Consider the following 25,533-nt stretch of genomic DNA (forward strand, 5'->3'; position numbering starts at 1 on the left):
GCCGTACCGAAGGAGCTTGGGCGGCCGTTTCGTGACGGCGCTGGGTCATGGACTCCGGCATCCGGTTTCCCCGCCTGTACCGCAGGAGTTTGTGCCGACACGCCGTGTTTCAGATCGGCGCGGGACGGCGAGTCGCGAATTCTCCTAAGTTGAGTGGGTGTGGTGCGGTGCGCTGCGGTGCGGTGCGGTGCGCTGCTGCGGTGCGAGGCGGGTGCGGCGAGCCGCCCATCGCTCACGAGTCGAAGCCGAGGCCCACCGCGTCCAGTCCGCGCAGCATCAGGTTGCGGCGGCCATAGTTGTGGTCCGCGCGGTCGAGCGACCATCGGGTCAGCTGGATGCCGATCGACGCGGCCGGCTCTGGCGGGAACGGCAGCGGGCGGGAGCGCACCATCTCGAGCTCGGTCAGCTCGCTCGGAACGCCCGACAGCAGGTCGAGCATGACGTCGGCGGCGAAGTGGGTGCTCGCCACGCCGAGCCCGGTGAAGCCGGCGGCGTAGGCGACCCGGCCCTGCCGGGCGGTGCCGAAGAACGCGCAGAATCGCGTGCTCGTATCGATAGGTCCGGCCCAGCGGTGCGAGAAGCGGATGCCGGCCAGCTGCGGGAACGTCGTCAGGAAGTGGCTCGCGAGCCGGCGGTATGACTCGGGCCGGTTCTCGTAGCGCGGGTCGACCCGCTGCCCGAAGTGGTTGATCGCGTCGTACCCGCCGAACAGGATGCGGTTGTCGGCGCTCAGCCGGTAGTAGTGGAACTGGTTGGCGCCGTCGCCGAGCCCCTGCCTGTTCGACCAGCCGATCGACACAAGCTGCTCCGCGGAGAGCGGCTCGGTGATGAGCACGTAGTCGTAGACGGGAACGGTCTGCAGCCGGTTGCGGCGCAGCAGCGACGGAAACACATTCGTGGCGAGGGCCACCGAGCTCGCGAAAACCGAGCCGGTGCGTGTCGGCAGGATCACCCGCGCAGAGTCGCGGGTGACCACGGCGTCGACCTTGCTGTGCTCGAAGATCTCCACGCCGAGTTCCGACGCGACCCGCGCGAGCTCGGCGGCGAGCTTGCCGGGATGCACGAGCGCTGAGCTGCGGGTGTTCCACACGCCGCCCAGATAGGTGGGGGAGCTGACCTCCCGCGCGAGTTCGGACGCGCCGAGGAAGACCTGGCCTGGAGTGAGCTCCCACTCCCGCAGCGCCTCGAGCTGGTACGGCTCCACGGCGAGGTCGATCGCGCCGTTGCGTTCCCAGTCGCAGTCGATGCCGAGCTCTGCGACGGTCGCCTCGATCGTGTCGAGGTTCACCAACCCCAGCTCATTCAGCCGGTCGATCTCGGCGGGAAACCGGGCGACGCCGTTGTCCTCGCCATGGGTCAGGCTCGCCTCGACGAAGCCGCCGTTGCGACCGGATGCCGCCCAGCCGACGGTCTTCGCCTCGAGCACGACCACGCGGCGCGACGGGTCGGCCCGTTTGGCCTTGATCGCGGTCCACAGCCCGCAATAGCCCGCGCCGACGACAGCGAGGTCGCACTCGAGCCCACCGGTGAGGCGCGGGTACGTGGCGGCCGCGGCATCCTCGAGCCAGAACGGTGAACGCCGCACCCCGGCGAGGGAATGGTCGATCGCGGCTGCGCTCGGCGCATTTCTCTCGAATACCGTCGTGTGCATGGGTCAAAACTAGTCAAAACAGCTGTGAAACGCGAAGAATGCGACGATATTCGTTGCACTCCTCCCGAAGTGCCGCCGGGTGGGTAGTGTCGCAGCATGTCGCCGAATGTCGCCGCTCCCTCGCCTCGTGCGCTCGTTCGTCCTCCTGCCGCCACTCTCGCGCGCGGTGAGGTCACCCACGTCGTGCGCACCCCGGTCGACGTCGCCCTCGCGGCGGAGCAGTGGCGCGGCTACGTGGATGCGCTCGCACAGGCCGACTTCGAGATCATCGAGGTGGCTGCCGACGACACCCTCGCGGACTCCGTCTTCGTCGAGGATGCCGTGGTCATACTCGGCCGGGTCGCCGTGCTCACCAGCCCCGGTGCGCTCTCCCGGCGCGCCGAGATCGCAGGCGTCGAGGCAGTCATCGCGGGTCTCGGACTCGTTGAGCGCCGGATCGATCTCCCGGGCACCCTCGATGGCGGCGATGTTCTCAAGATCGGCGCCACTGTCTACGTCGGTCGCGGCGGCAGGACGAACGCCGAGGGCATCCGCCAGCTCACGGCCATCGCCGCCGACGAGGGATTCGATCTCGTCACGGTTCCGGTCACCCGCGTGCTGCACCTCAAGAGCGCCGTCACTGCGCTGCCGGACGGCACCGTCATCGGGCACGCCCCGCTCGTCGAGCATCCGGAACTCTTCGACCGCTTCCTCGAGGTGCCTGAGGAGACGGGGGCGGCCGTGATCGTGCTGGCGCCGGATGCCGTGCTGATGGCGGCCTCCGCCCCCCTGACCGCCGTGCTGTTCGCCGAGATGGGCTACCGCGTCGTCACGGTCGACATCAGCGAATTCGAGAAGCTCGAGGGCTGTGTCACCTGCCTGTCGGTGCGGATCCGCTGACGGCGACAACGCCGCGCCCCGGAAGGCCCAGAAAAGAGTTGCGCTGCGCCCTTCCGGAGGAATACTCTGGAGGGCTGCCCGGGAGTGACGCGTGACTGGTGGCCAACGGAAGAATATACGTGACCAGGAGGACGCCATGACGAGCATCGCACACGCCACCGCACCCATCGTGCCTTCCGCCGCGCGTCGACGCACCGGCCTCTAACGTGGCCAGCCGTTCGCTCTAGCCGCCTCCCGCGGCACGTGCGCCAGCCGGACCGACCGTCCGCCCCGCACGCACCTCCCTCACACCGCACCACTTCGAATCCCCGGCGATCCCGGGGCCGATGACGCTAGGAACCACTGTGTCTACCCTGCCAGGGCCACCCAAGAAAGCCACGACATTCGCCTCCATCGCGAGGCTCCACCCGTATGCGAAGAGCGCGCTTCCGCGCATCTACCTCGGAATGGGGGCCGCGATGATTGCGGCGCTCGTCGCCCTGACGATCCCGCAGGTGCTGGGATCCCTCGTCGACGGACCACTGCAGGACGGGGACTCCAGCCAGATCTGGTGGCCCGTTGCGATTGTCCTCGCCCTCGGCGTGCTCGAGGCCGCGATGATCTGGCTGCGCCGCTGGTTCGTGCTGCAGCCGGGAACCCACGTCGAGGCCGGCATGCGCAACAGCTTCTACGCGCAGCTGCAGGATCTCCCGGTGAGCTTCCACGACCGCTGGCCAAGCGGCCAGCTGCTCTCGCGGGCCATCAGCGACCTGAACCTCATCCGCCGCTGGGTCTCGTTCGGCCTGGTGTTGCTCGTCGTCAACGTGCTGACGATCCTCATCGGCCTCGTGTTCCTGATCTCCATCAACTGGATGCTGGGCTTGCTTTTCGCAGTCTGCTCGATCCCGCTCTGGGTCTACGGCTACGTGTTCGAGAAGAAGTACTCGATCGTGTCCCGGCGCAGCCAGGACCAGTCCGGCGACCTCGCGACGGCCGTCGAGGAGTCGGTGCACGGCATCCGCGTGCTCAAGGCGTTCGGGCGCGGATCGCACGCGCTTAAGAACTTCTCCTCCCAGGCCGAGGACCTGCGGGGCACCGAGATCGAGAAAGCCAGAGCGATTGCGGGCATCTGGCTGTGGCTCCTGCTCGTTCCCGACGTCACCTTCGCCCTCTCGCTGCTCGGCGGGGTCTGGCTCGCCGCCGACGGACAGCTCACCGCGGGCGACCTCGTCGCGTTCTTCGCGACCGCGACCGTGCTGCGCTGGCCAGTGGAGTCGATCGGCTACCTGCTGTCGATGACCTTCGACGCACGCACCGCAGCCGACCGATTCTTCGAGGTCATGGACGAGATCAACACCATCACCGACCCCGAGGATCCGGCGACGATCGCCTCGCCAGAGGGCCGCCTCGTCTTCGCCGACGTGCACTTCCGCTACCCGGACTCGCCCGCCCAGTACGCCGACCTGCTCGACGGCATCGACCTCGAGCTCGAGCCGGGGGAGACGATGGCGCTGGTGGGTCTCACCGGATCTGGCAAGTCGACGATGACGGCGCTCACCACCCGACTGTACGACGTGACCTCCGGGCGGATCATCCTCGACGGCGTCGACATCCGCGACCTCGGGCGCACCGAACTGCGCCGCCACATTGCGATGGCCTTCGAAGACGCGACGCTGTTCTCCGCGACCGTGCGCGACAACGTGCTGTTGGGGCGGCCGGAGGGCACGGATGCCGAGCTCGCCGACGCGCTCGAGATCGCGCAGGCGGGCTTCGTCTACGACCTGCCCGACGGCATCGACACCATGGTCGGCGAGGAGGGGATGAGCCTGTCCGGCGGGCAGCGGCAGCGGCTCGCCCTCGCGCGCGCCGTCGCCGCGACTCCGCGGGTGCTCGTGCTCGACGATCCGCTCTCGGCGCTCGACGTCGACACCGAGGCGCTCGTCGAGGCGGCGCTGCGACGGGTGCTCGCGTCGACGACGGCCCTCATTGTGGCCCACCGGCCGTCGACGGTCATGCTCGCCGACCGCGTGGCCCTGCTCGAGCGTGGGCGGGTGACCGCGATTGGGCGGCACTCCGAGCTGCTCGCCACCAACGACCACTACCGCTTCGTGATCTCGAGTCTCGAAGACGAACAGGCACGCGAACTGAAGGAGGCGAACGCATGAGCGTCGTCGGAGTGAACGGCGAGGAGCGCGGAGACTTCTCCGCAGCGGAGAGCCGCCACATCCGCCGCCGGTCGATCCGGCTTCTCGGATCGCTGCTCAACCCGGTCAGGGCGAGGCTCGTGCTCACCATGGCCGTCGTTGTGGTGAGCACGATCGCGCAGGTTGCGGGTCCCGCGCTCATCGCGATCGGCATCGATCACGGCCTTCCGGCTCTGCTCGAGGGCAATGCGACTCCTCTCGTGCTTGTCGTCGCCGCCTACCTGCTGACCGGCGTCATCGGCGCGGCGCTTATCGCCTGGTACACCGTGCTCGCCGCGCGGGTCAGCCAGGCGATCCTCATCGACCTGCGCAAGCGGGTCTTCCTGCACACCCAGAAGCTCAGCCTCGAGTTCCACGAGAGTTACACCTCCGGCAAGATCATCGCGCGCCAGACGAGTGACCTCGACGCGATCAGGGAACTGCTCGACTCGGGGCTCAGCCAGCTCGTGCAGGGAGCGCTGTACATGATCTTCATCGCGGCCGCCCTGTTCTCGATCGACTGGGTGAGCGGCGTCGTGCTGGTCGTTTTCCTCGTTCCTCTCGCATTTCTCGCCCGCTGGTTCCAGGTGCAGTCGCAGCGGGTCTTCCGGCAGACGAGGGTCGCCTCGGCGCGCCTCATTGTGCACTTCGTCGAGACGATGACCGGCATTCGCGCGGTCAAGGCGTTCCGCACAGAAAAGCGCAACGAGGAGGAGTTCGCCGGACTCGTCGAGGGGTACCGGGAGCGCAATGCCCGCGTCATCCAACTGTTCGGGGTGTTCGATCCGGGACTCGTGCTCATCGGCAACGTCGCCCTCGGGATCGTGCTGCTCGCCGGCGGCCTTCGCGTCGCCGACGGGGGACTCGACATCGGTGTGCTGCTCGCCGCGCTACTTTACACCCGGCAGTTCTTTGCCCCGGCGCAGGAGATGGCGATGTTCTACAACTCGTACCAGTCCGCCGCCGCGGCGCTCGAGAAGATCTCCGGTGTGCTCGAGGAGACCCCGAGTGTGGCCGACCCGACCCGACCCGTAGACCTCTGGCGGGCCAAGGGTCGCGTGCGCTTCGACGGTGTGGAGTTCGCCTACAAGGAGGGCAGCGTCGTACTGCCCGAGTTCGACCTCGAGCTGCCGGCCGGGCAGGTCGTCGCCCTCGTCGGCTCGACCGGGGCGGGCAAGTCGACCCTCGCGAAGCTCCTCTCGCGCTTCTACGACCCGACAACGGGCGCGGTGTCGCTTGACGGGCTCGACCTGCGGATGCTGCACCCGAAGGACCTCCGTCGCGCGATCGTGATGGTCACCCAGGAGGCGTACCTGTTCTCCGGCTCGGTGAGCGAGAACATCGCGCTCGGCAAGCCAGAGGCGACGCGGGAGGAGATCGTCGCGGCCGCGAAGGCGGTGGGGGCGCACGAGTTCATCGAGGCGCTGCCCGACGGCTACGAGACCGACGTGAACAAGCGGGGCGGGCGGGTGTCCGCCGGGCAGCGGCAGCTGATCTCGTTCGCGCGGGCGTTCCTCGCGGATCCTGTAGTGCTGATCCTCGACGAGGCGACCGCGTCGCTCGACATCCCGAGCGAACGGCTCGTGCAGGAGGGCCTCACGACCCTGCTCGCCGACCGCACGGCGGTCATCATCGCGCACCGCCTGTCGACGGTCGCGATCGCCGACCGCGTTCTGGTGATGGAGCACGGCCGCATCGTCGAGGACGGCACGCCGCGCGACCTGATCGCCGGCACCGGTCGTTTCTCGCAGCTGCACGCGGCCTGGCGGGACTCGCTCGTCTGACCCTCGCCGGTGGGCGCAGCCGGACGCTCCCGCCCGGCTGCGCCCGATCGGTCACTGCGTCCAGGCGTACCAGGTGTCGGCGACCGCGAACACCCGCCACGTTCCGTCGCAGATGACTCCGGTCAGTGCTTCACCCGATGGCCACCAGACCGTCTCGAACGGTGCCTCCCCGGCGAGTAGGCCGGGCACGCAGCCCGCGTCGGTCACCCCCGTCTCGCTCTCGAACTTCAGCATCCGCCGCTGGTCGTGGTCGGAATCCTTCGTGGCCAGGAGGATCGAATCCGATGGCACCCACGCAAGCGAGGTGAACTCCTCTCCGGCGCCGCCCTGGAAGGCCGTGAAGTCCTGGAAGCGCGATTCGGTCTGCGATGGCAGGAACTGCTCGACAATCGTGCATCCGCTGAGGGCGAGAAGGGCCGCGGCGAAGGCGGGGGCCATCAGGAGAGTGCGCACGTGGATCGGGACCTTCCGGTTGGGTGGGCCCAGTCAATCCGGCACCCGAGGGTCAGTCATCGGCCTAAAGTCCCACTTCTTGCACGGGCCGACCCGAGGGTCAGGCGCCCGCCGGGTTAGCCTGTCTGGGACGAGGGAGTCCGACAAGATGATTAAGCCACTGGGTCAGGATGCCGGCTACCGCTGGTCCGAGCATCGAACGGACGTGCTCTAGTGCACCGGGTCTCGGCGCTCGACCTGTTCTCGATCGGCATCGGACCGTCGAGTTCACACACCGTCGGCCCCATGCGGGCCGCGACCGCATTCGCCCGCGAGTTGGAGTCAGGGGACCTGCTGCCGCAGACATCCGGACTCCGGATGACGCTCTACGGATCGATCGCCGCGACGGGTGTCGGCCACGGAACCCTCGGAGCGCTCGCCGCTGGCCTCAGGGGGGAGGACCCGGCGACGATCGATCCCGCCCTCGTCGCACGCGCGTGGGACGAGGCGCTCGCGGCCGGCGGTATCGCGCTGCTCGGCGGCCCCGCCATCGCGCTCGCCGCGACAGACATGCGCTACGAACCGTTCACCCGGATGCCGGCGCATCCCAACGGCATCCGGTTCGAGGCGCTCGACGCGGCGGGCCTTGTGCTGCACGACGCGCTCTACTACTCGGTCGGCGGCGGATTCATCGAGCGCGACGGTAGCGCCCCCGCGCCGGAACCAGAGCCCGGGCCCTACCCGTACCGCACGGCGGCCGAGCTGCTCGCATACTGCACCGAGAGCGGGCTCGAGATCGCCGATATAGCGCTCGCCAACGAGCTCGCGATCGCTACGGAGGACGAGGTCAACGCCAGGCTGGATGCCGTGTGGCATGCGATGCGGGAGTGCGTCGAGGCCGGTATGGCCACCGAGGGTGTGCTGCCAGGCTGGCTGCGAGTGCCGCGCCGGTCCGCGGGCATCGCCGAGCACCTCCGTGAGCGGGAGTCGAATGGCGACACCGACACCGCGGTGGAGTGGCTGCAGTGCTATGCCATCGCCGTCAACGAACAGAATGCCGCTGGGGCTCGCGTCGTCACGGCGCCGACGAACGGTGCAGCGGGCATCATCCCCGCCGTCGGCTACTACGCCATGAAAATGAGGGGGATGGTGACCCCGGAGCAGTCCCGCCGCTACCTGCTCACGGCGGGTGCCATCGGATCGCTGTGCAAAATGAACGCGTCGATCTCGGGCGCCGAGGCGGGCTGCCAGGGCGAGGTCGGATCCGCCTGCTCGATGGCCGCCGCGGGGATCACGGCGCACCTCGGCGGCACCCCCGCCCAGGTCGAGAACGCAGCAGAGGTGGCCATGGAGCACCACCTCGGCCTCACCTGCGACCCGATCGGCGGGTTCGTGCAGGTGCCCTGCATCGAGCGGAATGCGATCGCCGCCGCGACCGCGGTCTCGGCATCCCGCCTCGCGCTCATGGGCGACGGAACCCACCTGGTGTCGCTCGACACCGTCATCGAGACCATGCGGCAGACGGGCCGGGACATGTCGGAGAACTACAAGGAGACCTCGCGGGCCGGACTCGCCGTGAACGTCGTCGAGTGCTGACTCGCCCCGCCTACCCGGGCGTGTACCGGGCGAGGTCGAGCCGCACCCGATAGCTGCCGGAGCCCGCGCGGGCGAGCGGAGTTCCCTCAGCGCGGAAGTGCTCGAGGGCTGCGGCCTCGTGGTCGAGCGCCGGATGCCCGGATGCCCGGATGACCCGCCACCACGGCAGCTCGGAGCCGTAGTGTGCCATCACGGAGCCGACTGCGCGTGCGGCACGCGACCCGATCGCAGCGGCGACATCGCCGTAGGTCATGACGCGTCCCGGTGGGATCGACTCGACGACCTCGACCACGCGCGACACAAAATCGTCGGCGATCATCACTACAGCGTGAGCGCGCCGATCTTCTCGCCGTAGGGCGTCTCGCCCACGACCACGAAGCCCACGCGCAGGAAGAAATCCTCCGGGCTGTCGTCGCCGGGCTCCCACAGCACGGTGAGGCGATCGAAGCCGCGCTTGCGCGCCTCGTCGGCTGTCGCTTCGACGACGAACCGCCCGGCACCTTTCCCCTGCGCGTCCGCGTCGACGTTCATCCTCCAGATGCAGCTGCGGAACTCGTCTTCGAGCGCCTCCGGGTCGAAGTTCGCCATGATGAACCCGACGACTCCGTCGTCCTCGTCGGTCACCACCCGCGACCATCCGGTGTTCGGATCGAGGAACGGTCCGGCCATCGCGTACGACACGGGGGCGATGAACTGTTCCTGCCCGGGCTTGAGGGACAGGTTGTTCGCCGCGACGGCGTTTTTCGCGGACAGTTCTTCCAGTTTCAGCTCACCCATGCTCACAGGGTAGTGGGGGCGGGTGAACGGGGGGTAGTGAATGTTGCCCGGATGACGTTGCGCTTGCGAACCCCACGCCCGCGCAACTATCTCGATGTCGAGATAGTTGCGCTGTCCGGTAAGCTGGCCAGCGGCCCATTGCATGACGGAACAACAGACTCAGGGAGACGCGTTTTTGTCGAAGATCAAAGTTGAAGGTACGGTCGTCGAGCTCGACGGCGACGAGATGACACGCATCATCTGGACGGCGATCAAAGACACGCTCATCCACCCCTATCTCGACATCGACCTCGAGTACTACGACCTCGGCATCGAGCACCGCGACGCGACCGAGGACCAGGTCACGATCGACGCGGCACACGCCATCCAGAAGCACGGCGTCGGGGTCAAGTGCGCGACCATCACGCCCGACGAGGCGCGCGTCGAGGAATTCGGCCTGAAGAAGATGTGGAAGAGCCCGAACGGCACGATCCGCAACATCCTCGGCGGTGTCATCTTCCGCGAGCCGATCATCATCTCGAACATCCCGCGCCTCGTGCCGGGCTGGAACAAGCCGATCATCATCGGCCGCCACGCCTTCGGCGACCAGTACAAGGCCACCGACTTCCGCTTCCACGGCAAGGGCAAGCTCACCGTCGAGTTCACCCCTGACGACGGCTCCGAGCCGCTCAAGTTCGAGGTCTACCAGTCGCCCGGAGACGGTGTCGCGCAGGTGCAGTACAACCTCGACGAGTCGATCGTCGACTTCGCCCGCGCGTCGCTCAATTACGGACTGAGCCGCAACTACCCCGTATACCTCTCGACGAAGAACACGATCCTCAAGGCGTACGACGGTCGATTCAAGGACATCTTCGAGGAGGTCTTCCAGGCGGAGTTCAAGGACAAATTCGCCGCGGCCGGCCTCACCTACGAGCACCGCCTCATCGACGACATGGTCGCCTCGGCCATGAAGTGGGAGGGCGGCTACGTCTGGGCATGCAAGAACTACGACGGCGATGTGCAGTCGGACACCGTCGCGCAGGGCTTCGGCTCGCTCGGTCTGATGACCTCGGTGCTGTCCGTGCCTGACGGCAGCGTCGTGGAGGCCGAGGCGGCGCACGGCACCGTCACCCGTCACTACCGCGAGCACCAGGCCGGTCGTCCCACCTCGACCAACCCGATCGCGTCGATCTACGCGTGGACGCGCGGGCTCGCGCACCGCGGAAAGCTGGACGGCAACGAGCCCCTGATCGACTTCGCCGCGACCCTCGAGGACGTCGTCATCACGACGGTCGAGTCCGGCGCCATGACGAAGGACCTCGCGTTGCTCGTCGGCCCGGAGCAGAAGTGGCAGACGACCGAGGAGTTCCTCGACACGCTCGACAAGAACCTCGCCGCGCGGTTGGGCTGACGCCATGACGACGGTGACTGTTACGGGGGCTGCCGGGCAGATCGGCTATGCATTGCTCTTCCGTATCGCGTCCGGCGCGATGCTCGGCTCCGGCACTCCCGTGCGGCTCCGTCTGCTCGAGGTTCCGCAGGCGGTCGCCGCGGCGTCCGGCGTCGCCATGGAGCTGGATGACTGCGCCTTCCCGCTGCTGGAGTCCGTCGACGTCTTCGACGACGCCAGCCTCGCCTTCGAGGGAGCGAACGTGGCCCTGCTGGTCGGCTCCCGTCCGCGCACCGCCGACATGGCTCGCGCAGACCTGCTCGCCGCGAACGGGGCGATTTTCGGGCCGCAGGGCCGCGCGATCAACTCCGCAGCATCCGACGACATCCGCGTGCTCGTTGTCGGCAACCCCGCGAACACGAATGCGCTTATCGCCGCCTCGCACGCGCCGGATGTGCCGCGGTCGCGCTTCACCGCCATGACCAGGCTCGACCACAACCGCGCCGTGTCGCAGCTCTCACAAAAGACGGGCGCCCCGGTCTCGGCGATCTCGCGGGTCACGATCTGGGGCAACCACTCGGCGACGCAGTACCCCGACGTGAGCCACGCGCTCATCGACGGCCGCGCGCCCAAACTCGACCACGCGTGGGTCGAGAACGAGTTCATCCCGACGGTCGCCCGGCGCGGAACCGCGATCATCGAAGCGCGCGGCTCCTCCTCGGCCGCCTCCGCCGCGAACGCCGCGATCGATCACGTGCGGGACTGGGTGCACGGCACGCCCGAGGGCGACTGGACCTCGGCCGCGCTGCCCTCTGACAGCAGCTACGGAGTGCCGGAGGGGCTGGTCAGCTCGTTCCCGGTGACCTCGGCGGGTGGCGAGTGGCAGATCGTCCCTGGGCTCGAGATCGACGAGTTCTCCCGCGAGCGTATCGACGCCTCGGCCGCGGAACTCGCGGACGAGCGTGCCGCCGTCACCGAGCTCGGCCTGATCTAACTGCTGCCATTATTCAGGAGTTGAGGGTGTTCTGACGGGCGTCGGCCCCGGAATCCCGGGGCCGGACACTCTCAACTGGCCCGTCACTCCTGAATGATGAAAGCGATCGTCAGGCGGCGGACGCCGAGGCGACGTCGCTCAGGCGACGGCTGAGCTCCTCGAGGGCTGCGTCCAGGCAGTCGAAGTGCTCGCAGACGGTCGGTGCGGTACCGATGCGGAGCAGCTCGAAGCGGTCATGCCTTCGCTCGACGAAACCGAGAACTCGGGTTGCATCGGCGGGGTCAACTCGCCCGTCGCATACTCGCCATGCCTCGTCGCCCAGCGCGATCACTTCAAGGAATTGGTCGTGCAGTATCGACATTGATAACTCTCTCAGAAGGGCTACCGCCCGATCGGGTGGTGCAGAAAACACGTTAGGCCCGACCACCGACAGACGGCGCGGGGTTGACTTCCCAGAGTCGACGAATTGGCGCAGGCGCGCCCGGTCAGTACCCCGTGAAATAGTCCGTCCGCACACGCCTCACACCGGCGCTGCGCAGCGCCGCCCGAGCGCGTGTGATCGACGCGGGTGAGCCGGAGACGAAGGCGGTGCGGCCGCCCAGGTCGGGCACCTCGGCTGCGAGTAACTCGCGCGAGACCGGCCCGACGCCGATCCAGCGCCAGCTCGCGGGAAGATCGTCCGGCCGGGCCGGGCTCAGGAGCAGCACGCGCTCCTCGCTGAGCTCGTCGCGGAACGCGAGCTCCTCGACAGTGCCCACGGTGTAGACGAGCACGGCGTCGCGCTCGACTCCCGCCGCCCGATCGCGGCCGAGCTGGCTCAGGAACGGGGTGATCCCGATGCCGCTGGCGATGAGGAGCACGGGCTTCGACGCATCGCGGGGAAGCAGGAAGTCGCCGCCGACGGAGGTACCGCGCACGCGCGCGCCGACGTTCAGGTCGAGGAGTGCCCGCTTGAAGCTGCTGCCCGGCTGCGCCATCCGCAGAGCGAAGGTGACGGGGTCGCCGTGCGTGGGGGGCGAGGCGATGCTGAAGACGCGCCGGCTGCCGCGCGCATCGGCCCGCGAATGCGGCACGGTCAGCTCCATGTACTGGCCGGCGCGGAAGGCGACCGCCCGCTCAGGCTGAAACCGAAACTCCCACGAGGTCGGCGTGAGCTGCCTCTTGCCGAGGTAGGAGAGTCGGATCGCCCGGCGCTGCCCGGCGACGAACGCGAGGACATTGCCGATGACGAGCGCGAACTCGAACGACAGAAAGACCGGGCCGATCGTGAACGGCACCGTGAACAGCACGCCGACGAGCGCCGCAATCGCGAGCTGCTGCCAACGCCGGGGTGCCATGGTCAGAGGCTCGCTCAGCATGAAGCCCACGAAGAAGATGACCGGATACGACGCGAAGGTGGTCGACGCCGCCTCGCCGACATTCTGCCCGCTCGTGGTCAGCCGCACGACGAGGATCGACGCGCTCACGGCCACGAAGACGATGCCCATTGTGAGCCGCCGGGTGCGATAGAGAACGAGGAACGCGCCGATGAGGGTGACCGGCAGCAGCGAGCTGGTGGCGACCCACCAGCCGGCCGACGGCAGCTGCAGCACCGCGACGAGGGTCGCGCCTGCCGCAGCCGGGTTGAGGATGTGACGCCCGCGCACGGCGATCAGGTACTTGGACGCTGTCGCGAGCACCCCGGCGATGGCGAGCGTGCCGAGCTCGGCCGGCTCGAGCGAGGGCAGAAACAGGAAGAAGAGCAGGAGCCCCGTGATGATCGACGACTCCAGGTGCGGCATCGTGCGGAAGACGAGGGCGAAGACGCGGTTGGCCACGACCGTGCTCGCGAGGGCGACAGCGGCGCTCGCGATCAGCTCGAGAGGCGTGTAGAACAACTCGCCGACGAGCGAGAGCACGAGCGCGGCGATGCCGGTGATCCCCAGCAGCAGCGTCACGAGACGGTACATCGTGACGCGCCCGGTGACGCGATCGAGCCAGACAGTCATGCGAATATCTCCCCGTCGAATCCGGATGAGTGCTCGAGCGACCCGCCCTGCAGCATCCGTACCCATTCGAAATCGAACTCGCGGGCGAGCCGTTCCGGCTCCCCGAAGAATAACGCGGTCGCGAGCCCGTCCGCGACGAGGCACGAGCTTGCGGTCACCCAGGTCGCGATGACGCGCCGGGTCGGCGCCCCGGTGAGCGCGTCGATGAGGTGGTGGGCGCCCGGCCAGGCGCGACGGTTCGAGGCGGATGCGCACAGGGCCCCGTCGCCGAGGAGGGCGACGCCGACCGCCTTGCTGGGATCCAGCGGATGCTCGAGGGCGACCCGCAGGGGCCGCCCGCCGCGGTGCAGGAGGTCGCCGCTCGCGTCGATCGTGAACGCGGTGACTCCGGCGCCGACGAGCACGAACGCAACGAGGTCGACGAGGTAGCCCTTGCCTGCCGCGCCGACGTCGAGCACAACGGGGTGCACCGTGTGGAGGGAGAGGCCGTCCCAGGAGATCGCGTCCTCCCAGCGGGGCACGGGGGTGATGTCGCCGCTCGGCCGCAGCGAGTATGCGCTGTCGTAGCCCCACTGCTCGAGCGCCCGGCCGACCAGGGGCGTCACGGCGCCGTCGGTGCATTCGTAGAGCGTGCGGTAGAGCTCGAGCAGCGCGGGGGCATCGGCCGGCAGCTCGAAGCTGCCGCTCGAGACCGAGATGCGGTGCACGAGAGAGTCGTCGCGGAACCTCGACCAGGCGCGGTCGAAGGCATCGGTGCGGGCGCGCACAGCGGACTCGAGTGGCGCTCCGAGCGGATCGATGCTGTCGATCTGCCAGCGCGTGCCGATCGCGTCGAAGCTGAGGCTAGGCGTCGGCGTCAGCCTTGATCTGCGCGATGGCGTCGTTGAATCCGTCGCTCGTGAGCGAGGAGCCGGCGACCTTGTCGACCGACAGCGCGTCGATGTTCACGCCGACGACCTCGGCGGCGATGCCGTCCTCGAACTCGGTCTGGTAGCGGAGCGCGTTGCCGGCGGTCGCGTTGCCGGTCACCGTCACCTCGGTCACGACGTTGCCCTCGAGTGCCACCGTCACCTCGATCGACTCCGATCCGCCCGGGCTCTGGTATTCGCCGGTTGCCGAGTACTCGCCGTCGGCGTAGCTGCCTGTGCTCGCCGGCGCATCGGCCGCGCCGGGGCTCGCGGGGGCGGATGCCGGTGTGCAGCCCACGAGCGTCGCCGCCACGGATAGCCCGCCGAGGGCGAAGGCGGCTCGACGTCGATGCGTCATGTTCACAGGTGTCTCCTCGCGGGGGTGGTGGGGGCCCACTGATCATCATTCCGGTGCGGTGCTCGCAGTTTGCTGAAAACGGAGCCGCCGAAGTAAATCTCGTATAACGAACAGGTTACGTTCCACCCGCATTCGGGGGGCGCGTGCTTATGGTGTGGGCAGCGCACAGACCCGACTGTTGCTCGATATCACCGTTCGTCATTTCTAAGGACTGTTAGTGAGCACATATCCGGGCCTTGCGCCCTCCCATGTCCGTTTCCGCCGAATTCTCGCGACTCTCGCGGCAAGCACCCTGCTCGCTGCAGGGCTCGCCTCGACGGGGACGCCGTCTGCCTCGGCATCCGAGGGCCTCATCCGGAGCGACCGCCAGGTCACGTTCGAGCCGGGCCGCTACATCGTGACGCTGGGCGATGCGCCCGCCGCGACTTATGAGGGCGGAACCGGCTCGCTGGAGCGCACCGCTCCCGGCGCCGGCGACCAGCTCAACGCGGACAAGCGCGCGGTGAAGAGCTACGCCGCCTTCCTGAAAGGAAAGCAGAAAGACGTCGCGGCCTCCGTCGACGCGAGCGTGGAGTACTCGTACACCCTCGCACTCAACGGCTTCTCGGCCGACCTCACCGCCGAGCAGGCTGCGCGCCTCGCCCGGGACAAGAATGTCGTCGGGCTCGAGAAGGATGAGCTCAGGAAGATCACCGCGGCCACCACCTCGACCGACTTCCTCGGCCTGTCGGGGGAGAACGGCGTCTGGAATGCGACCGGCGGCGTCGCCACCGCGGGGGAGGGCGTCGTGCTCGGCGTGCTCGACACCGGTATCGCCCCGGAGAACCCCTCGTTCGCCGGGACCCCTCTGGGCACTACCTCGGGCACCGACCCGTTCTACACGGGCGCGGGCCTCACATCCTTCGCGAAGGCCGACGGCGGCACCTTCGCCGGCGTCTGCCAGACCGGGCCCCAGTTCGCCACCGACGACTGCAGCACCAAGATCATCGGAGCCCGCTACTTCGTGAACGGCTTCGGCGAGGCCAACATCGGCACCGCCGCGGTCGGGGAGTACCTCTCCCCGCGCGACGGAGACGGACACGGCTCGCACACGGGATCGACCGCGGTCGGTAATGCCGACGTCGACGCGTTCGTCGCCGGCACCGCGTTCGGGCAGGTCTCGGGTGTCGCCCCGGCCGCGAAGATCGCCGCCTACAAGGTGTGCTGGTCCGGCGCCGACCCGGCCTCGAGCGACGATGACGGATGCGCGTCGAGCGACCTCCTCGCCGGAATCGACGCGGCCGTCGCCGACGGCGTCGACGTGATCAACTTCTCGATCGGTGGCGGCGCGGCAACGTCCACGGTGTCCTCGACCGACCAGGCCTTCCTCGGAGCCGCCGCAGCCGGCATCTTCGTCGCCGCCTCCGCCGGCAACTCCGGCCCCGGAGCATCCACCCTCGACAACGCCGCGCCGTGGATCACCACCGTCGCCGCCTCGACGATTCCCACCTGGGAAGCGACGGTGCAGCTCGGCAATGGGGCGAGCTACGCCGGAGCATCCGTCACCGTCGACCGCACGGGCGCCCCGGCGCTCACCGGCTCGCTCGTGACGGCCACCTCTGTCGCGGTCGCTGGCACCGCGACCCCCGCGCTCTGCCTCCCCGGCGGACTCGACCCGGCGCTCGCCGCCGGCAAGATCGTGCTCTGTGACCGCGGCGTCATCGCCAGGGTCGACAAGTCGGCGGAGGTCATGCGCGCAGGCGGCATCGGAATGGTGCTGGTGAACGTCACGCCGAGCTCCCTCGACCTCGATGCGCACTCCGTGCCGACGGTGCACCTCAACGCGCAGTACTACTCGGCGATCTCGGCCTATGCCGCGACGCCGGGCGCGATCGCGACGTTCCAGCCCGACAACCTCACCGCCGAGCGTGTTCCGACCCCGCAGGTCGCCGGATTCTCGTCGCGCGGACCGGTCCTTGCCGACGGCAGCGACATCCTGAAGCCCGACATCTCCGCGCCCGGCGTGGCGATCCTCGCCTCGGGCGCCAACGCCGAGGGTGCGGCTCCGACCTGGGCCTTCCTCTCCGGAACGTCGATGTCGTCACCGCATATCGCCGGTCTCGCCGTGCTCTACCTCGGCGAGAAGCCGAACGCGACGCCTGCCGAGATCAAGTCCGCCATGATGACGAGCGCCTACAACACGGTCGACGGGAACGGCGACGACATCACCGACCCGTTCGCCCAGGGTGCAGGCCACGTTGACCCGACGAAGTTCTTCGCGCCGGGACTGCTCTACCTGAACGGCACGAGCGACTGGCTGTCGTACATCGAGGGCGCCGGCTACGACGTCATCGACCCGACGGTGCTGCCGATCGACCCGAGCAACCTCAACCTGTCGTCGATCGCGATCGGGGCGCTTACCGCCGCCGAGACCGTGACCCGCACGGTGACCTCCACCCAGCCGGGCAGCTTCAGCGCGTCCGTCTCGGGACTCGCCGGCATCTCGGCAACGGTAGAGCCCGACACGCTCGACTTCGCCGCGGCGGGGGAGAGCAAGACGTACACGGTGACGTTCGCGAGGACGGATGCCGCGCTCGACACCTTCGCCACCGGCGCCATCGACTGGACGAGCGGCGACACCGTCGTGCACAGCCCTGTCGCAGTGCAGCCGGTGACGATCGTGTCGCCGTCCAACGCCAGCGGCAAGGGAGTGTCCGGATCCGTCGGCATTGACGTCACCCCGGGTGGCGACGGCGACATCGCGCTCGCGACGACCGGGCTCACCCCCGGAACGCTGCAGGCCGACCCGACCCGTGTCGAGAAGGAGCACTCCGGCTCCGGCGTCACGGGAGCCTCGTTCGAATACACGGTCGCGGTTCCTGCCGGGACATCCCTCGCCAGATTCGACCTCGACTCGATCGATAGCATGGCCGACCTCGACCTGACCGTGTATCTGGTCGACAAAAAGGGCACACCGATCGCCGGCTGGCAGTCAGCGACAGGCGACGCCGATGAGCGCGTCGACCTCGTCGACCCGGCCGCGGGCGACTACCTCGTCTACGTTGACGTGTACTCAGCCAGCACGGCGACCGCGTTCGACCTGACGACCTTCGCGGTCGCCCCCGGAGGCGCGCCGCTCACGCTCGCGCCGCCGGTGATCGCGGGCCAGCAGGGGGTCACCGCGACCGTCACGGCATCGTGGTCGGGCCTCGCCCCGTCGACGAGCTACCTCGGTGAGATCAGCTACGGCAGCACGGGAGCATCCACCCTGCTCGAGGTCGTCACCGGTGACCCGGTCGGCCCCGCCAACACGGTGTTGCCCGTCATCTCCGGCAACCCGGTGATCGGCGGAAAGCTCAAGGTGACCACCGGCGAGTGGGACACCGACCGGCTCCGGTTCGGCTACCGGTGGCAGCGCGACGGGGTCGACATCCCGCGCGCGACGCAGTCCTCGTACAAGCCCGTTGCGGCCGACCGGGGCGCCGCGCTCACGGTCGTCGTGACGGCGACCGTCCGAGGCCTGCCGGACGGAACCGCTACCTCTGCGCCGGTGGCGATCAAGTAGCAGTCTGCTGAAGCGGCGGGGACTCCGGTCCCCGCCGCTTTGTCGTGCGCGGGGGCCCCTGCTGCTGGCCTCGCCCCTCCATCCCCGCGAGTTGCCGGTCTCGCCAATTCCATTGCCAGACACATCCCGCTCATCCATCTCCGCGAGTCGCCCGAAAGTGCTGCTTCGGCGGGCGCAAAGGCGACCTAAGTGGGCAGTTCGCGGATCAGGGAGTCGGCTGGGGCGACTGCGCGAATGCGGTCGTTATTTGAAGATGATCGTGCGGTCCCCATCGAGCAGCACCCGGTTCTCGGCGAACCATTTCACGGCCTGGGTAAGGGTTCTCGACTCCTCGTCCTGGCCGATCGCCACGAGCTCGCGCGTCGAGCGCGAGTGGTCGACCCGAACGACGTTCTGCTCGATGATCGGACCCTCGTCGAGGTCGCTCGTGACGAAGTGCGCCGTCGCCCCGATGAGCTTCACGCCGCGCTGGTGCGCCTGCTTGTAGGGGTTCGCGCCCTTGAACCCGGGCAGGAAGGAGTGGTGGATGTTGATGATCCTGCCGCCGAGGCGGGCGCACAGCTCCGGCGACAGGATCTGCATGTACCGGGCGAGCACGACGAGCTCGATGTCGTGCTCCTCGACGGCACGCAGGATCCTCGCTTCGAAGGCGGTCTTCTCGGCGGCGTTCGTGACCGGATGCCCCTCGAACGGCACGGAGTAGAACTCGGCCAAGGAGGCGAGGCCGCCATGGTTGCTGAGCACGAGCGGAAGCTCGATGGGCAGCTGACCCGCCCTCTGCCGGAACAGCAGATCGTTGAGGCAGTGCGCAGCGGTCGAGACGAGCACGAGCGTGCGCAGCGGGCGTCCGACGACGTCGAGCTGCCAGGTCATCGTGTACTGCTGCGTGACCGGCAGCAGCGCCGCCTCGAATGTCTCGCGCGGCGCATCGGACTCGACCTGCAGGCGCATGAAGAAGGTGCCGGTGCCGTCGCTCGAGAACTGCTGCGATTCGGTGATATTGCCCCCGGCCGCAACGATCGCGCCGCTGATCGCGTGCACGATCCCCGGACGGTCTTCGCAGACGAGGGTAAGGATCCAGTGCGTTGGGGAGGCAGTCACTTGCCCAGCGTATTCGCCGCTGCGGTACTCTTGACACGATGGCGCCAGACCGCTCCATCCCGCGGACGGCGACACGCTCCACACCCACAGGAAAGTTCCTCTTCCTATGACCGCGCCCGACACTCGCCCCACCGGACTGACGGATGCCGACAAGCCGTTCCCCTGGATCGGCCTGTTCATCCTCGCCGGAGCCATCTTTGTCTGCGTGACGAGCGAGTTCCTGCCCACCGGACTCCTGCCCGACCTCGCGAAGGGTCTCGGCGTCTCCGAGTCCCGCATCGGCCTGCTCGTGACCTTCTACGCCGGCACAGTCGTGCTGAGCGCGCCGCTCCTCACCGCGATGACCCGTCGAGTTCCACGCAAGACGCTCATCGTCATTGTGCTGTGCCTGTTCGCTATCACGAACCTCGTGGTCGCGATCGCCCCGAACTACACCGTCGTGGTCATCGCGCGGGTCGTCGGTGGACTCGCGCACGGGCTGTTCTGGTCCGTCGTGGGCGCCTACGCGGGATACCTCGTGCCCAAGAAGCAGCTCGGGCGGGCGGTCGCGATTACGAGCTCCGGCGCCACCGCGGCCTTCGTGCTGGGCGTTCCGCTGGGAACCGCGCTCGGGCAGGCGCTCGGCTGGCAGCTCGCCTTCACGGCGATGGCCGGCCTCGTCGCGATACTCACGATTCTTGTGGTGATCTTCCTGCCGCCGGTCCGGCACGTCGAAGAACTACACACGGGCGAGATCCGGCTGCCGGGGCGCAAGGATCCTTCGGTGTTCGGCGTCGTGGTGATCTGCGCGATCACCGCCACGCTCATGACCGGGCACTACCTCTTCTACACCTTCATCGTTCCGTACTACACGGCCGTCGCGGGGTTCAGCACCGAAAGTGTCAGCGCGCTGCTGTTCGTGTACGGCGGCGCAGGCGCCATCGGGCTCGTGCTCGTCGGCCTCGTCGCGTCGCGGTTCCCGCGTGCGAGCCTCGCCGTGAGCTTCGCCGTCGCGTCGTTGGCCGTGCTCGTGATCGGGCTGTTTCCCGAGACCACCTGGCTCGTCATCGCCGCGATTGTCGTATGGGGGATTGCCTTTGGGGGAGGCCCGGCCCTGCTGCAGACCCGGATGCTGCAGACGGCGTCCGCGCGGGTCCGCGACCTCGCATCGGCCTGGTTCACGGTGTCGTTCAACGTGGGCATCGGCGGGGGCGCCCTCATCGGCGGCCTGATCTACGACGGCTTCGGTCTCGGCGTCCTCCCCATAATCGAGGCGGCAGTCATCGCCGCCGCCGTCGTGCTCATCATCGTGAGCGACCGCGTACTCCATCGCCGCCGGGTGGATGCGGCGCTGCGCGCCTGATCCCCAGCCGGTCTCAGCCGGCCTCAGCCGGCCTCAGCATCGTCGGTGCCGCGCCGCACCCGAACGATCGTCTCGGCCGACGCGACCCCGACGAGCGCGAGGGTGACGACGACTCCCAGCACGAGCGGGGTCAACGTGAACGCGACGGCGAACAGGGCGAGCATCACGGCGACACCGACGATGTGGAACCGCAGCAGCTCCCTGGCGACGACCCAGCGGAACAGCAATAACCCGACCAGGTAGAGAACCGGCCCGCCGATGATCGTGATCGCGGTCGAAAGTTTCATCCCGGCATCCGGGTGCGCGAGTATTTCCTTGTCGGCGACCGAGGCGAGCACGATGCCCGCGATGATCAAGGTGTGCACGTAGGTGTACGCGACGCGGGCGAGCTTGCCCGGCATGTCGGCGTTCTCGATCGCGCGGCTCCCCGCCCGTTCGCCGTGATCGAAGTACAGCCACCACATCGCGACGGCGGTGACGAAGGCCGTGATCACGCCGATGACGCCCGCGACGGACGCCTCCTGATCGACGAACGCGAAGCCCGTGACGAGAAAGGATTCGCCGAGCGCGATGATCACGAACAGGGCGCTCCGTTCGGCGATGTGCGCTCCGGAAAGCCTTCCGTCTCCGAGCCGCCCAGATGTCATGCCGGGGATGCGGAAGCCGCGGTTGGCCGACAGGTACTCGACCACGAGGGCCGCAGCCCAGACGGGAAGCCGGTAGGCGAGCGGAAGCAGCGCCCCGGCGATCCAGAAAACGCTCGCGATGGACAGCCAGACGAGCACCTGCGCGAGTTCGCGGTACAGTTCCGCGTCGTGGCGGGCGGCCGCGAGCACCATGAACACAGTGCGCCCGAGCTGCAGTGCCACGTAGGCGAGGGCGAAGGCAAGGCCGCGGTCGCCGAACGCCTCATAGATCGAGGTGCTCATGACGAGGCCGACGAGAGCGAGCCCGATCACGACGCCGCGCACCAACAGGCGCGCGGGGTCGAGCCAGTTCGTCACCCAGGTCGTATAGACCCACACCCACCAGAGTGCGAGGACGAGCACCGCCGATTCCGCAGCGCCCAGGACCGACTGATTCTCGTAGAGGTGGTTGGAGAGCTGGGTGAGGGCAAAGACGAAGATGAGGTCGAAGAACAGCTCGATGTAGGTGACCCTGTCGGTGCGCTCGGAGTCCTCCGGGCGCATGAGATTGCGACGAAATCCGATGGGCGCCTGGCCGGGGGTCACGTTCTGCTCACTGGGCACCCTGACAGTCTCCGGCATAGGCGCTCATTCGTGGCCACCAAAGTGGCCCGACACGGCGCGAGCCGGTAGAGTTGGCCCGTCGCAACTGGCGTTGAGATGGGCAACCATCGGGGAGCGACTGACACGGTTGGTGGCCGTACGCCTGGGCCACGACGACAAGTATTCGAGCCCATTCGGGCTCGATCCGTCCCAAGGAGCTGCCAGTGTCCAATCCCCAGTCCGCCACCATCGTGCAAGATAGCCTTCCCTCGACGTTCGCCGAGCCGCTGTCGGTCGTCGATCCCGAGATCGCCGCCGTACTAAGCCAAGAACTCGGCCGCCAGCGCGGAACGCTCGAGATGATCGCGAGCGAGAACTTTGTCTCACGCGCCGTGCTTGAGTCGCAGGGCTCGGTGCTCACCAACAAGTACGCCGAGGGCTACCCGGGGCGTCGTTACTACGGCGGATGCGAGTTCGTCGACATCGCGGAAACCCTCGCGATCTCGCGGGCGAAGAGCCTGTTCGGCGCAGAGTTCGCCAACGTGCAGGCCCACTCCGGTGCCACCGCGAACGCCGCGGTGCTGTCGGCCATCGCGACGCCGGGCGACACCATCCTCGGCCTCGAACTCGCTCACGGCGGCCACCTCACGCACGGCATGAAGCTCAACTTCTCCGGCAAGCTCTACAACTCCGTCTCCTATGGCGTCGACCCGAACACGTTCCTCATCGACATGAACGTCTTGCGCGACAAGGCGATCGAGCACAAGCCGAAGGTGATCATCGCGGGCTGGTCTGCCTACCCGCGCCAGCTCGACTTCGCCGCCTTCCGCGCGATCGCCGACGAGGTCGGCGCGACACTCTGGGTCGACATGGCCCACTTCGCCGGCCTCGTCGCGGCGGGCCTGCACCCGTCGCCGGTCCCCTACGCGGATGTCGTGTCGTCGACCGTGCACAAGACGCTCGCGGGACCGCGTTCCGGCGTCATCCTGAGCCGCGACACGGCCCTGGCCAAGAAGCTCAACTCGAACGTGTTCCCCGGCCAGCAGGGCGGACCGCTCATGCACGTGATCGCCGCGAAGGCGACCGCGTTCCTGCTCGCCGCGCAGCCGGAGTTCCGCGACCGCCAGGCGCGCACGATCGAGGGTGCGCAACTGCTCGCCGCCCGGCTCATGGCCCCCGACTCCGCCGCGGCGGGCATCGACGTGCTCACCGGGGGAACCGACGTGCACCTCGTGCTCGCCGACCTGCGCAACTCCGCGCTGAACGGCCAGGAGGCCGAAGACCTGCTGCACTCGGTCGGCATCACCGTCAACCGCAACTCGGTGCCGTTCGACCCGCGCCCGCCGATGGTGACCTCCGGGCTCCGCATCGGCACACCGGCCCTCGCCACCCGCGGCTTCGCGGCGGCGGAGTTCACCGAGGTCTCCGACATCATCGCCCTCGCGCTGCTGCCCGACCCCGACGTGGCGGCGCTGCGCGAACGTGTGCTCACCCTCACCGAGGGATTCCCGCTCTACCCCGGTCTCGAGAAGTGGTAGCGGTTCGGCTCGACGGCGTCGCCACCGCATCCGCCGTCAAGGCCGAACTCACCGAGCGAATCAGCGCGCTGAAGGCGGCCGGCATCACGCCGGGCCTCGGCACGCTGCTCGTCGGCAGTGACCCCGGCTCGCTGTCCTACGTCGCGGGCAAGCACCGGGACTGCGCCGAGGTCGGAATCGAGTCGATCCGCGTCGACCTGCCCGCTACGGCATCCGCCGAGCAGGTCCGCGACGCGATCGCGGCGCTCAACGCCGACCCCGCGGTGACCGGCTACATCATCCAGCTGCCGCTGCCTGCGGGACTCGACGAGAACGCGATGCTCGAGTTGATGGACCCAGACAAGGATGCCGACGGGCTGCACCCGACGAACCTGGGCCGGCTCGTGCTCGGCGTCGCCGGCGAGCTCGACTCGCCGCTGCCGTGCACCCCGGCGGGCATCGTCGAGATGCTGCGCCGGTATGACGTTCCGATCGCGGGCACGCACGTTGTGGTCGTGGGCCGCGGGCTCACGGTCGGGCGCCCGCTCGGGCTGCTGCTGACCCGCAAGGGCGTCGACGCGACCGTGACCCTCACCCACTCGCGCACCGTGGATCTCGAGAGCGAGGTGCGCCGGGCCGACATCGTCGTGGCGGCCGTGGGCGTCGCCGGCCTCATCCAGCCGCACTGGGTCAAGCCCGGCGCCGCGGTGCTCGACGTGGGCATTACCCGCGTGATCGACGAGGAGACCGGCAGGGCGCGGCTGCGCGGCGACGTCGACCCGGGTGTCGCGGATGTCGCCGGCTACCTCTCGCCCGTCCCCGGCGGGGTGGGGCCGATGACGCGCGCGATGCTGCTCGTCAACGTCGTGGAGGCGGCCGAGCGGCTGCGCTGAGGTGCGTGTCCGGTCGTGCCACCCGACTGCTCAGCGGCCGCGTGGCGTCCCGCCGAGGTGCGTCGAGAGTTCCCCGGCGACCCGCGCGAGCAGGCCGCCCACCTCGTCCAGGTGTGGGCCGAGACGCACCTTGGGTGCGCTGAGGTTGATGGCCGCAACGATGTTGCCTCGAAAGTCGTAGACCGGTGCGGAGGCGCCCACGACGCCGAGTTCGAATTCCTCATCGACGGTAGCGAATCCCCTCTGCCGAATGCGTGCCACCTCGTGGAGCAGGCTCGCGAAGTCGGTGATCATCGGGGTGCCCTCCACTGTCGGCGCGGCGAAGGCCTCGGCCTGCCGTACCGGAGAGACGGGTCCCGTCACGGGGCGGTCGTGGCCGTGAAGGTCGTACCACCGGCGCAAATCGTCCTCGTGCCAATCGCTGATGAGCACCCGCCCCGACGAGGTTCGCCAGGCGGCCACGCTCACCCCCTCCCAACCAATGCCCCTGAAGGCATATTCGCTCAGTTCGCTCGCGAGGGTCAGCACATTCTCCCCGCGCAGCACGCAGAGGTGCACGGTCTCATGCGTCGCGGTGACCACCCGGCGCAGGAAGGGCGCCGCCTCGCGCACGAGCCGCGACTCGAGGGTGCGCGCCGCGAGGGCGTACAGCTGGTAGCCGAGTCGGTAGGTCAGGCTCTGGCTGTCTCGGGCCACGAGCCCGGCATCGGCCAGTGTCGCCAGCGTGCGTGACACTTGTCCCTTGTCCCGGCCGGCGAGCTCGGCGATCCGCACGACGCCAAGCCCTCCGTTGGCTTCCGCCTCCGGGGAGCCGAGTATTTCGAGCAGATCGAGATCTCGGCGCAGGCCCGCGGAATTGCGACGAGGGGGGAGTGCCGGCGTGGTCATGACTCACACTCTAGGAACTGGTTGCCATATGCGCAACAGAAGTTGCTAAATAGACAACCGCCCCTCTAGTCTCGCCGAAGCCAGATGATTTCAGCGGGATGTTTCCCGCATCGGGAGGCAT

General features: G+C 68.5%; 21 protein-coding genes and 1 riboswitch. Of the genes, 10 read left to right on the top strand and 11 right to left on the bottom strand.

The annotated features are described in order from the left end of the window. Positions 1-232 precede the first annotated feature (232 nt). Positions 233-1,651 (bottom strand): NAD(P)/FAD-dependent oxidoreductase, encoded by a 1,419-nt coding sequence (locus BHD05_RS05050; RefSeq protein WP_161885469.1) that lies wholly within the window; start codon positions 1,649-1,651, stop codon positions 233-235. 96 nt (positions 1,652-1,747) lie between these two features. Between BHD05_RS05050 and ddaH the strand changes: the two genes are divergently transcribed. The 3 genes from ddaH (at position 1,748) to BHD05_RS05065 (ending at position 6,476) form a co-directional block, all read left to right on the top strand. Then, positions 1,748-2,530, top strand: coding sequence for a dimethylargininase (ddaH, locus tag BHD05_RS05055; protein ID WP_161885470.1), 783 nt, complete (start codon positions 1,748-1,750; stop codon positions 2,528-2,530). Between the two features lie 326 nt (positions 2,531-2,856). Further along, a complete protein-coding gene (locus tag BHD05_RS05060; RefSeq protein WP_161885471.1) occupies positions 2,857-4,674 on the top strand; it encodes an ABC transporter ATP-binding protein in 1,818 nt (605 codons plus the stop codon). Beyond that, positions 4,671-6,476 carry an ABC transporter ATP-binding protein gene (locus BHD05_RS05065; protein WP_161885472.1) on the top strand — a complete coding sequence of 602 codons (1,806 nt, stop codon included), beginning with the start codon at positions 4,671-4,673 and terminating at the stop codon, positions 6,474-6,476. The genes BHD05_RS05060 and BHD05_RS05065 overlap by 4 nt, the downstream gene beginning before the upstream one ends. A 51-nt stretch (positions 6,477-6,527) precedes the next feature. Here BHD05_RS05065 and BHD05_RS05070 read toward each other — a convergent pair whose 3' ends face one another. Then, positions 6,528-6,929, bottom strand: coding sequence for a hypothetical protein (locus tag BHD05_RS05070; protein ID WP_161885473.1), 402 nt, complete (start codon positions 6,927-6,929; stop codon positions 6,528-6,530). Positions 6,930-7,142: 213 nt separating this feature from the next. Here BHD05_RS05070 and BHD05_RS05075 point away from each other — a divergent pair, with 213 nt between their 5' ends. Then, complete coding sequence (locus BHD05_RS05075) at positions 7,143-8,504, top strand: L-serine ammonia-lyase (protein ID WP_202614297.1); 1,362 nt, start codon at positions 7,143-7,145, stop codon at positions 8,502-8,504. 10 nt (positions 8,505-8,514) lie between these two features. Here BHD05_RS05075 and BHD05_RS05080 read toward each other — a convergent pair whose 3' ends face one another. Both BHD05_RS05080 and BHD05_RS05085 read right to left on the bottom strand, forming a co-directional pair. Continuing rightward, on the bottom strand, positions 8,515-8,823 hold the full coding sequence (locus tag BHD05_RS05080; protein WP_161885474.1) for an MGMT family protein: 309 nt from the start codon (positions 8,821-8,823) through the stop codon (positions 8,515-8,517). 2 nt (positions 8,824-8,825) lie between these two features. Then, positions 8,826-9,281, bottom strand: coding sequence for a GNAT family N-acetyltransferase (locus BHD05_RS05085; protein ID WP_161885475.1), 456 nt, complete (start codon positions 9,279-9,281; stop codon positions 8,826-8,828). Positions 9,282-9,456: 175 nt separating this feature from the next. Between BHD05_RS05085 and BHD05_RS05090 the strand changes: the two genes are divergently transcribed. Together BHD05_RS05090 and BHD05_RS05095 are read left to right on the top strand one after the other, a co-directional pair. After that, on the top strand, positions 9,457-10,671 hold the full coding sequence (locus tag BHD05_RS05090; RefSeq protein ID WP_161887355.1) for an NADP-dependent isocitrate dehydrogenase: 1,215 nt from the start codon (positions 9,457-9,459) through the stop codon (positions 10,669-10,671). A 4-nt stretch (positions 10,672-10,675) separates the two neighbouring features. After that, positions 10,676-11,644 carry a malate dehydrogenase gene (locus BHD05_RS05095; RefSeq protein ID WP_161885476.1) on the top strand — a complete coding sequence of 323 codons (969 nt, stop codon included), beginning with the start codon at positions 10,676-10,678 and terminating at the stop codon, positions 11,642-11,644. A gap of 109 nt (positions 11,645-11,753) precedes the next feature. Here the strand turns inward: BHD05_RS05095 and BHD05_RS05100 are convergent, their stop codons facing one another. The 4 genes from BHD05_RS05100 to BHD05_RS05115 all read right to left on the bottom strand — a co-directional run bounded on the left by BHD05_RS05100 (position 11,754) and on the right by BHD05_RS05115 (position 14,898). Next, positions 11,754-12,005 (bottom strand): hypothetical protein, encoded by a 252-nt coding sequence (locus BHD05_RS05100; RefSeq protein WP_161885477.1) that lies wholly within the window; start codon positions 12,003-12,005, stop codon positions 11,754-11,756. 124 nt (positions 12,006-12,129) lie between these two features. Further along, positions 12,130-13,632, bottom strand: a complete 1,503-nt coding sequence (locus BHD05_RS05105; protein ID WP_161885478.1) for an FAD-dependent oxidoreductase — start codon at positions 13,630-13,632, stop codon at positions 12,130-12,132. Continuing rightward, positions 13,629-14,399, bottom strand: a complete 771-nt coding sequence (locus BHD05_RS05110; protein ID WP_236966652.1) for an FAD:protein FMN transferase — start codon at positions 14,397-14,399, stop codon at positions 13,629-13,631. The genes BHD05_RS05105 and BHD05_RS05110 overlap by 4 nt, the downstream gene beginning before the upstream one ends. A 76-nt stretch (positions 14,400-14,475) precedes the next feature. Beyond that, positions 14,476-14,898 carry a hypothetical protein gene (locus tag BHD05_RS05115; RefSeq protein WP_161887357.1) on the bottom strand — a complete coding sequence of 141 codons (423 nt, stop codon included), beginning with the start codon at positions 14,896-14,898 and terminating at the stop codon, positions 14,476-14,478. Between the two features lie 217 nt (positions 14,899-15,115). Here BHD05_RS05115 and BHD05_RS05120 point away from each other — a divergent pair, with 217 nt between their 5' ends. After that, positions 15,116-18,442, top strand: coding sequence for a S8 family peptidase (locus BHD05_RS05120; protein WP_236966653.1), 3,327 nt, complete (start codon positions 15,116-15,118; stop codon positions 18,440-18,442). A gap of 243 nt (positions 18,443-18,685) precedes the next feature. Here BHD05_RS05120 and purU read toward each other — a convergent pair whose 3' ends face one another. Continuing rightward, positions 18,686-19,543 (bottom strand): formyltetrahydrofolate deformylase, encoded by an 858-nt coding sequence (gene purU, locus BHD05_RS05125; protein ID WP_161885479.1) that lies wholly within the window; start codon positions 19,541-19,543, stop codon positions 18,686-18,688. Positions 19,544-19,649: 106 nt separating this feature from the next. On the opposite strand from purU, the gene BHD05_RS05130 reads away from it, so the two are divergent. Beyond that, a complete protein-coding gene (locus tag BHD05_RS05130) occupies positions 19,650-20,885 on the top strand; it encodes an MFS transporter (RefSeq protein ID WP_161885480.1) in 1,236 nt (411 codons plus the stop codon). A 23-nt stretch (positions 20,886-20,908) separates the two neighbouring features. On the opposite strand, the gene BHD05_RS05135 is transcribed toward BHD05_RS05130, so the two are convergent. Further along, positions 20,909-22,135 (bottom strand): low temperature requirement protein A, encoded by a 1,227-nt coding sequence (locus BHD05_RS05135; RefSeq protein ID WP_161885481.1) that lies wholly within the window; start codon positions 22,133-22,135, stop codon positions 20,909-20,911. A gap of 71 nt (positions 22,136-22,206) precedes the next feature. Then, positions 22,207-22,290, top strand: a riboswitch (ZMP/ZTP riboswitch). Between the two features lie 75 nt (positions 22,291-22,365). On the opposite strand from BHD05_RS05135, the gene glyA reads away from it, so the two are divergent. After that, on the top strand, positions 22,366-23,652 hold the full coding sequence (gene glyA, locus BHD05_RS05140) for a serine hydroxymethyltransferase (protein ID WP_161887359.1): 1,287 nt from the start codon (positions 22,366-22,368) through the stop codon (positions 23,650-23,652). Further along, positions 23,646-24,524: a bifunctional methylenetetrahydrofolate dehydrogenase/methenyltetrahydrofolate cyclohydrolase gene (locus tag BHD05_RS05145; RefSeq protein ID WP_161885482.1), complete on the top strand. Its 879-nt coding sequence runs from the start codon at positions 23,646-23,648 to the stop codon at positions 24,522-24,524. Before glyA ends, BHD05_RS05145 begins: the two co-directional genes overlap by 7 nt. Before the next feature lie 30 nt (positions 24,525-24,554). Here BHD05_RS05145 and BHD05_RS05150 read toward each other — a convergent pair whose 3' ends face one another. After that, positions 24,555-25,412 (bottom strand): IclR family transcriptional regulator, encoded by an 858-nt coding sequence (locus tag BHD05_RS05150; RefSeq protein ID WP_161885483.1) that lies wholly within the window; start codon positions 25,410-25,412, stop codon positions 24,555-24,557. Between the last annotated feature and the right edge of the window lie 121 nt (positions 25,413-25,533).

Origin of the sequence: Marisediminicola antarctica, assembly GCF_009930795.1 — a bacterium.
GTDB lineage: Bacteria > Actinomycetota > Actinomycetes > Actinomycetales > Microbacteriaceae > Marisediminicola > Marisediminicola antarctica.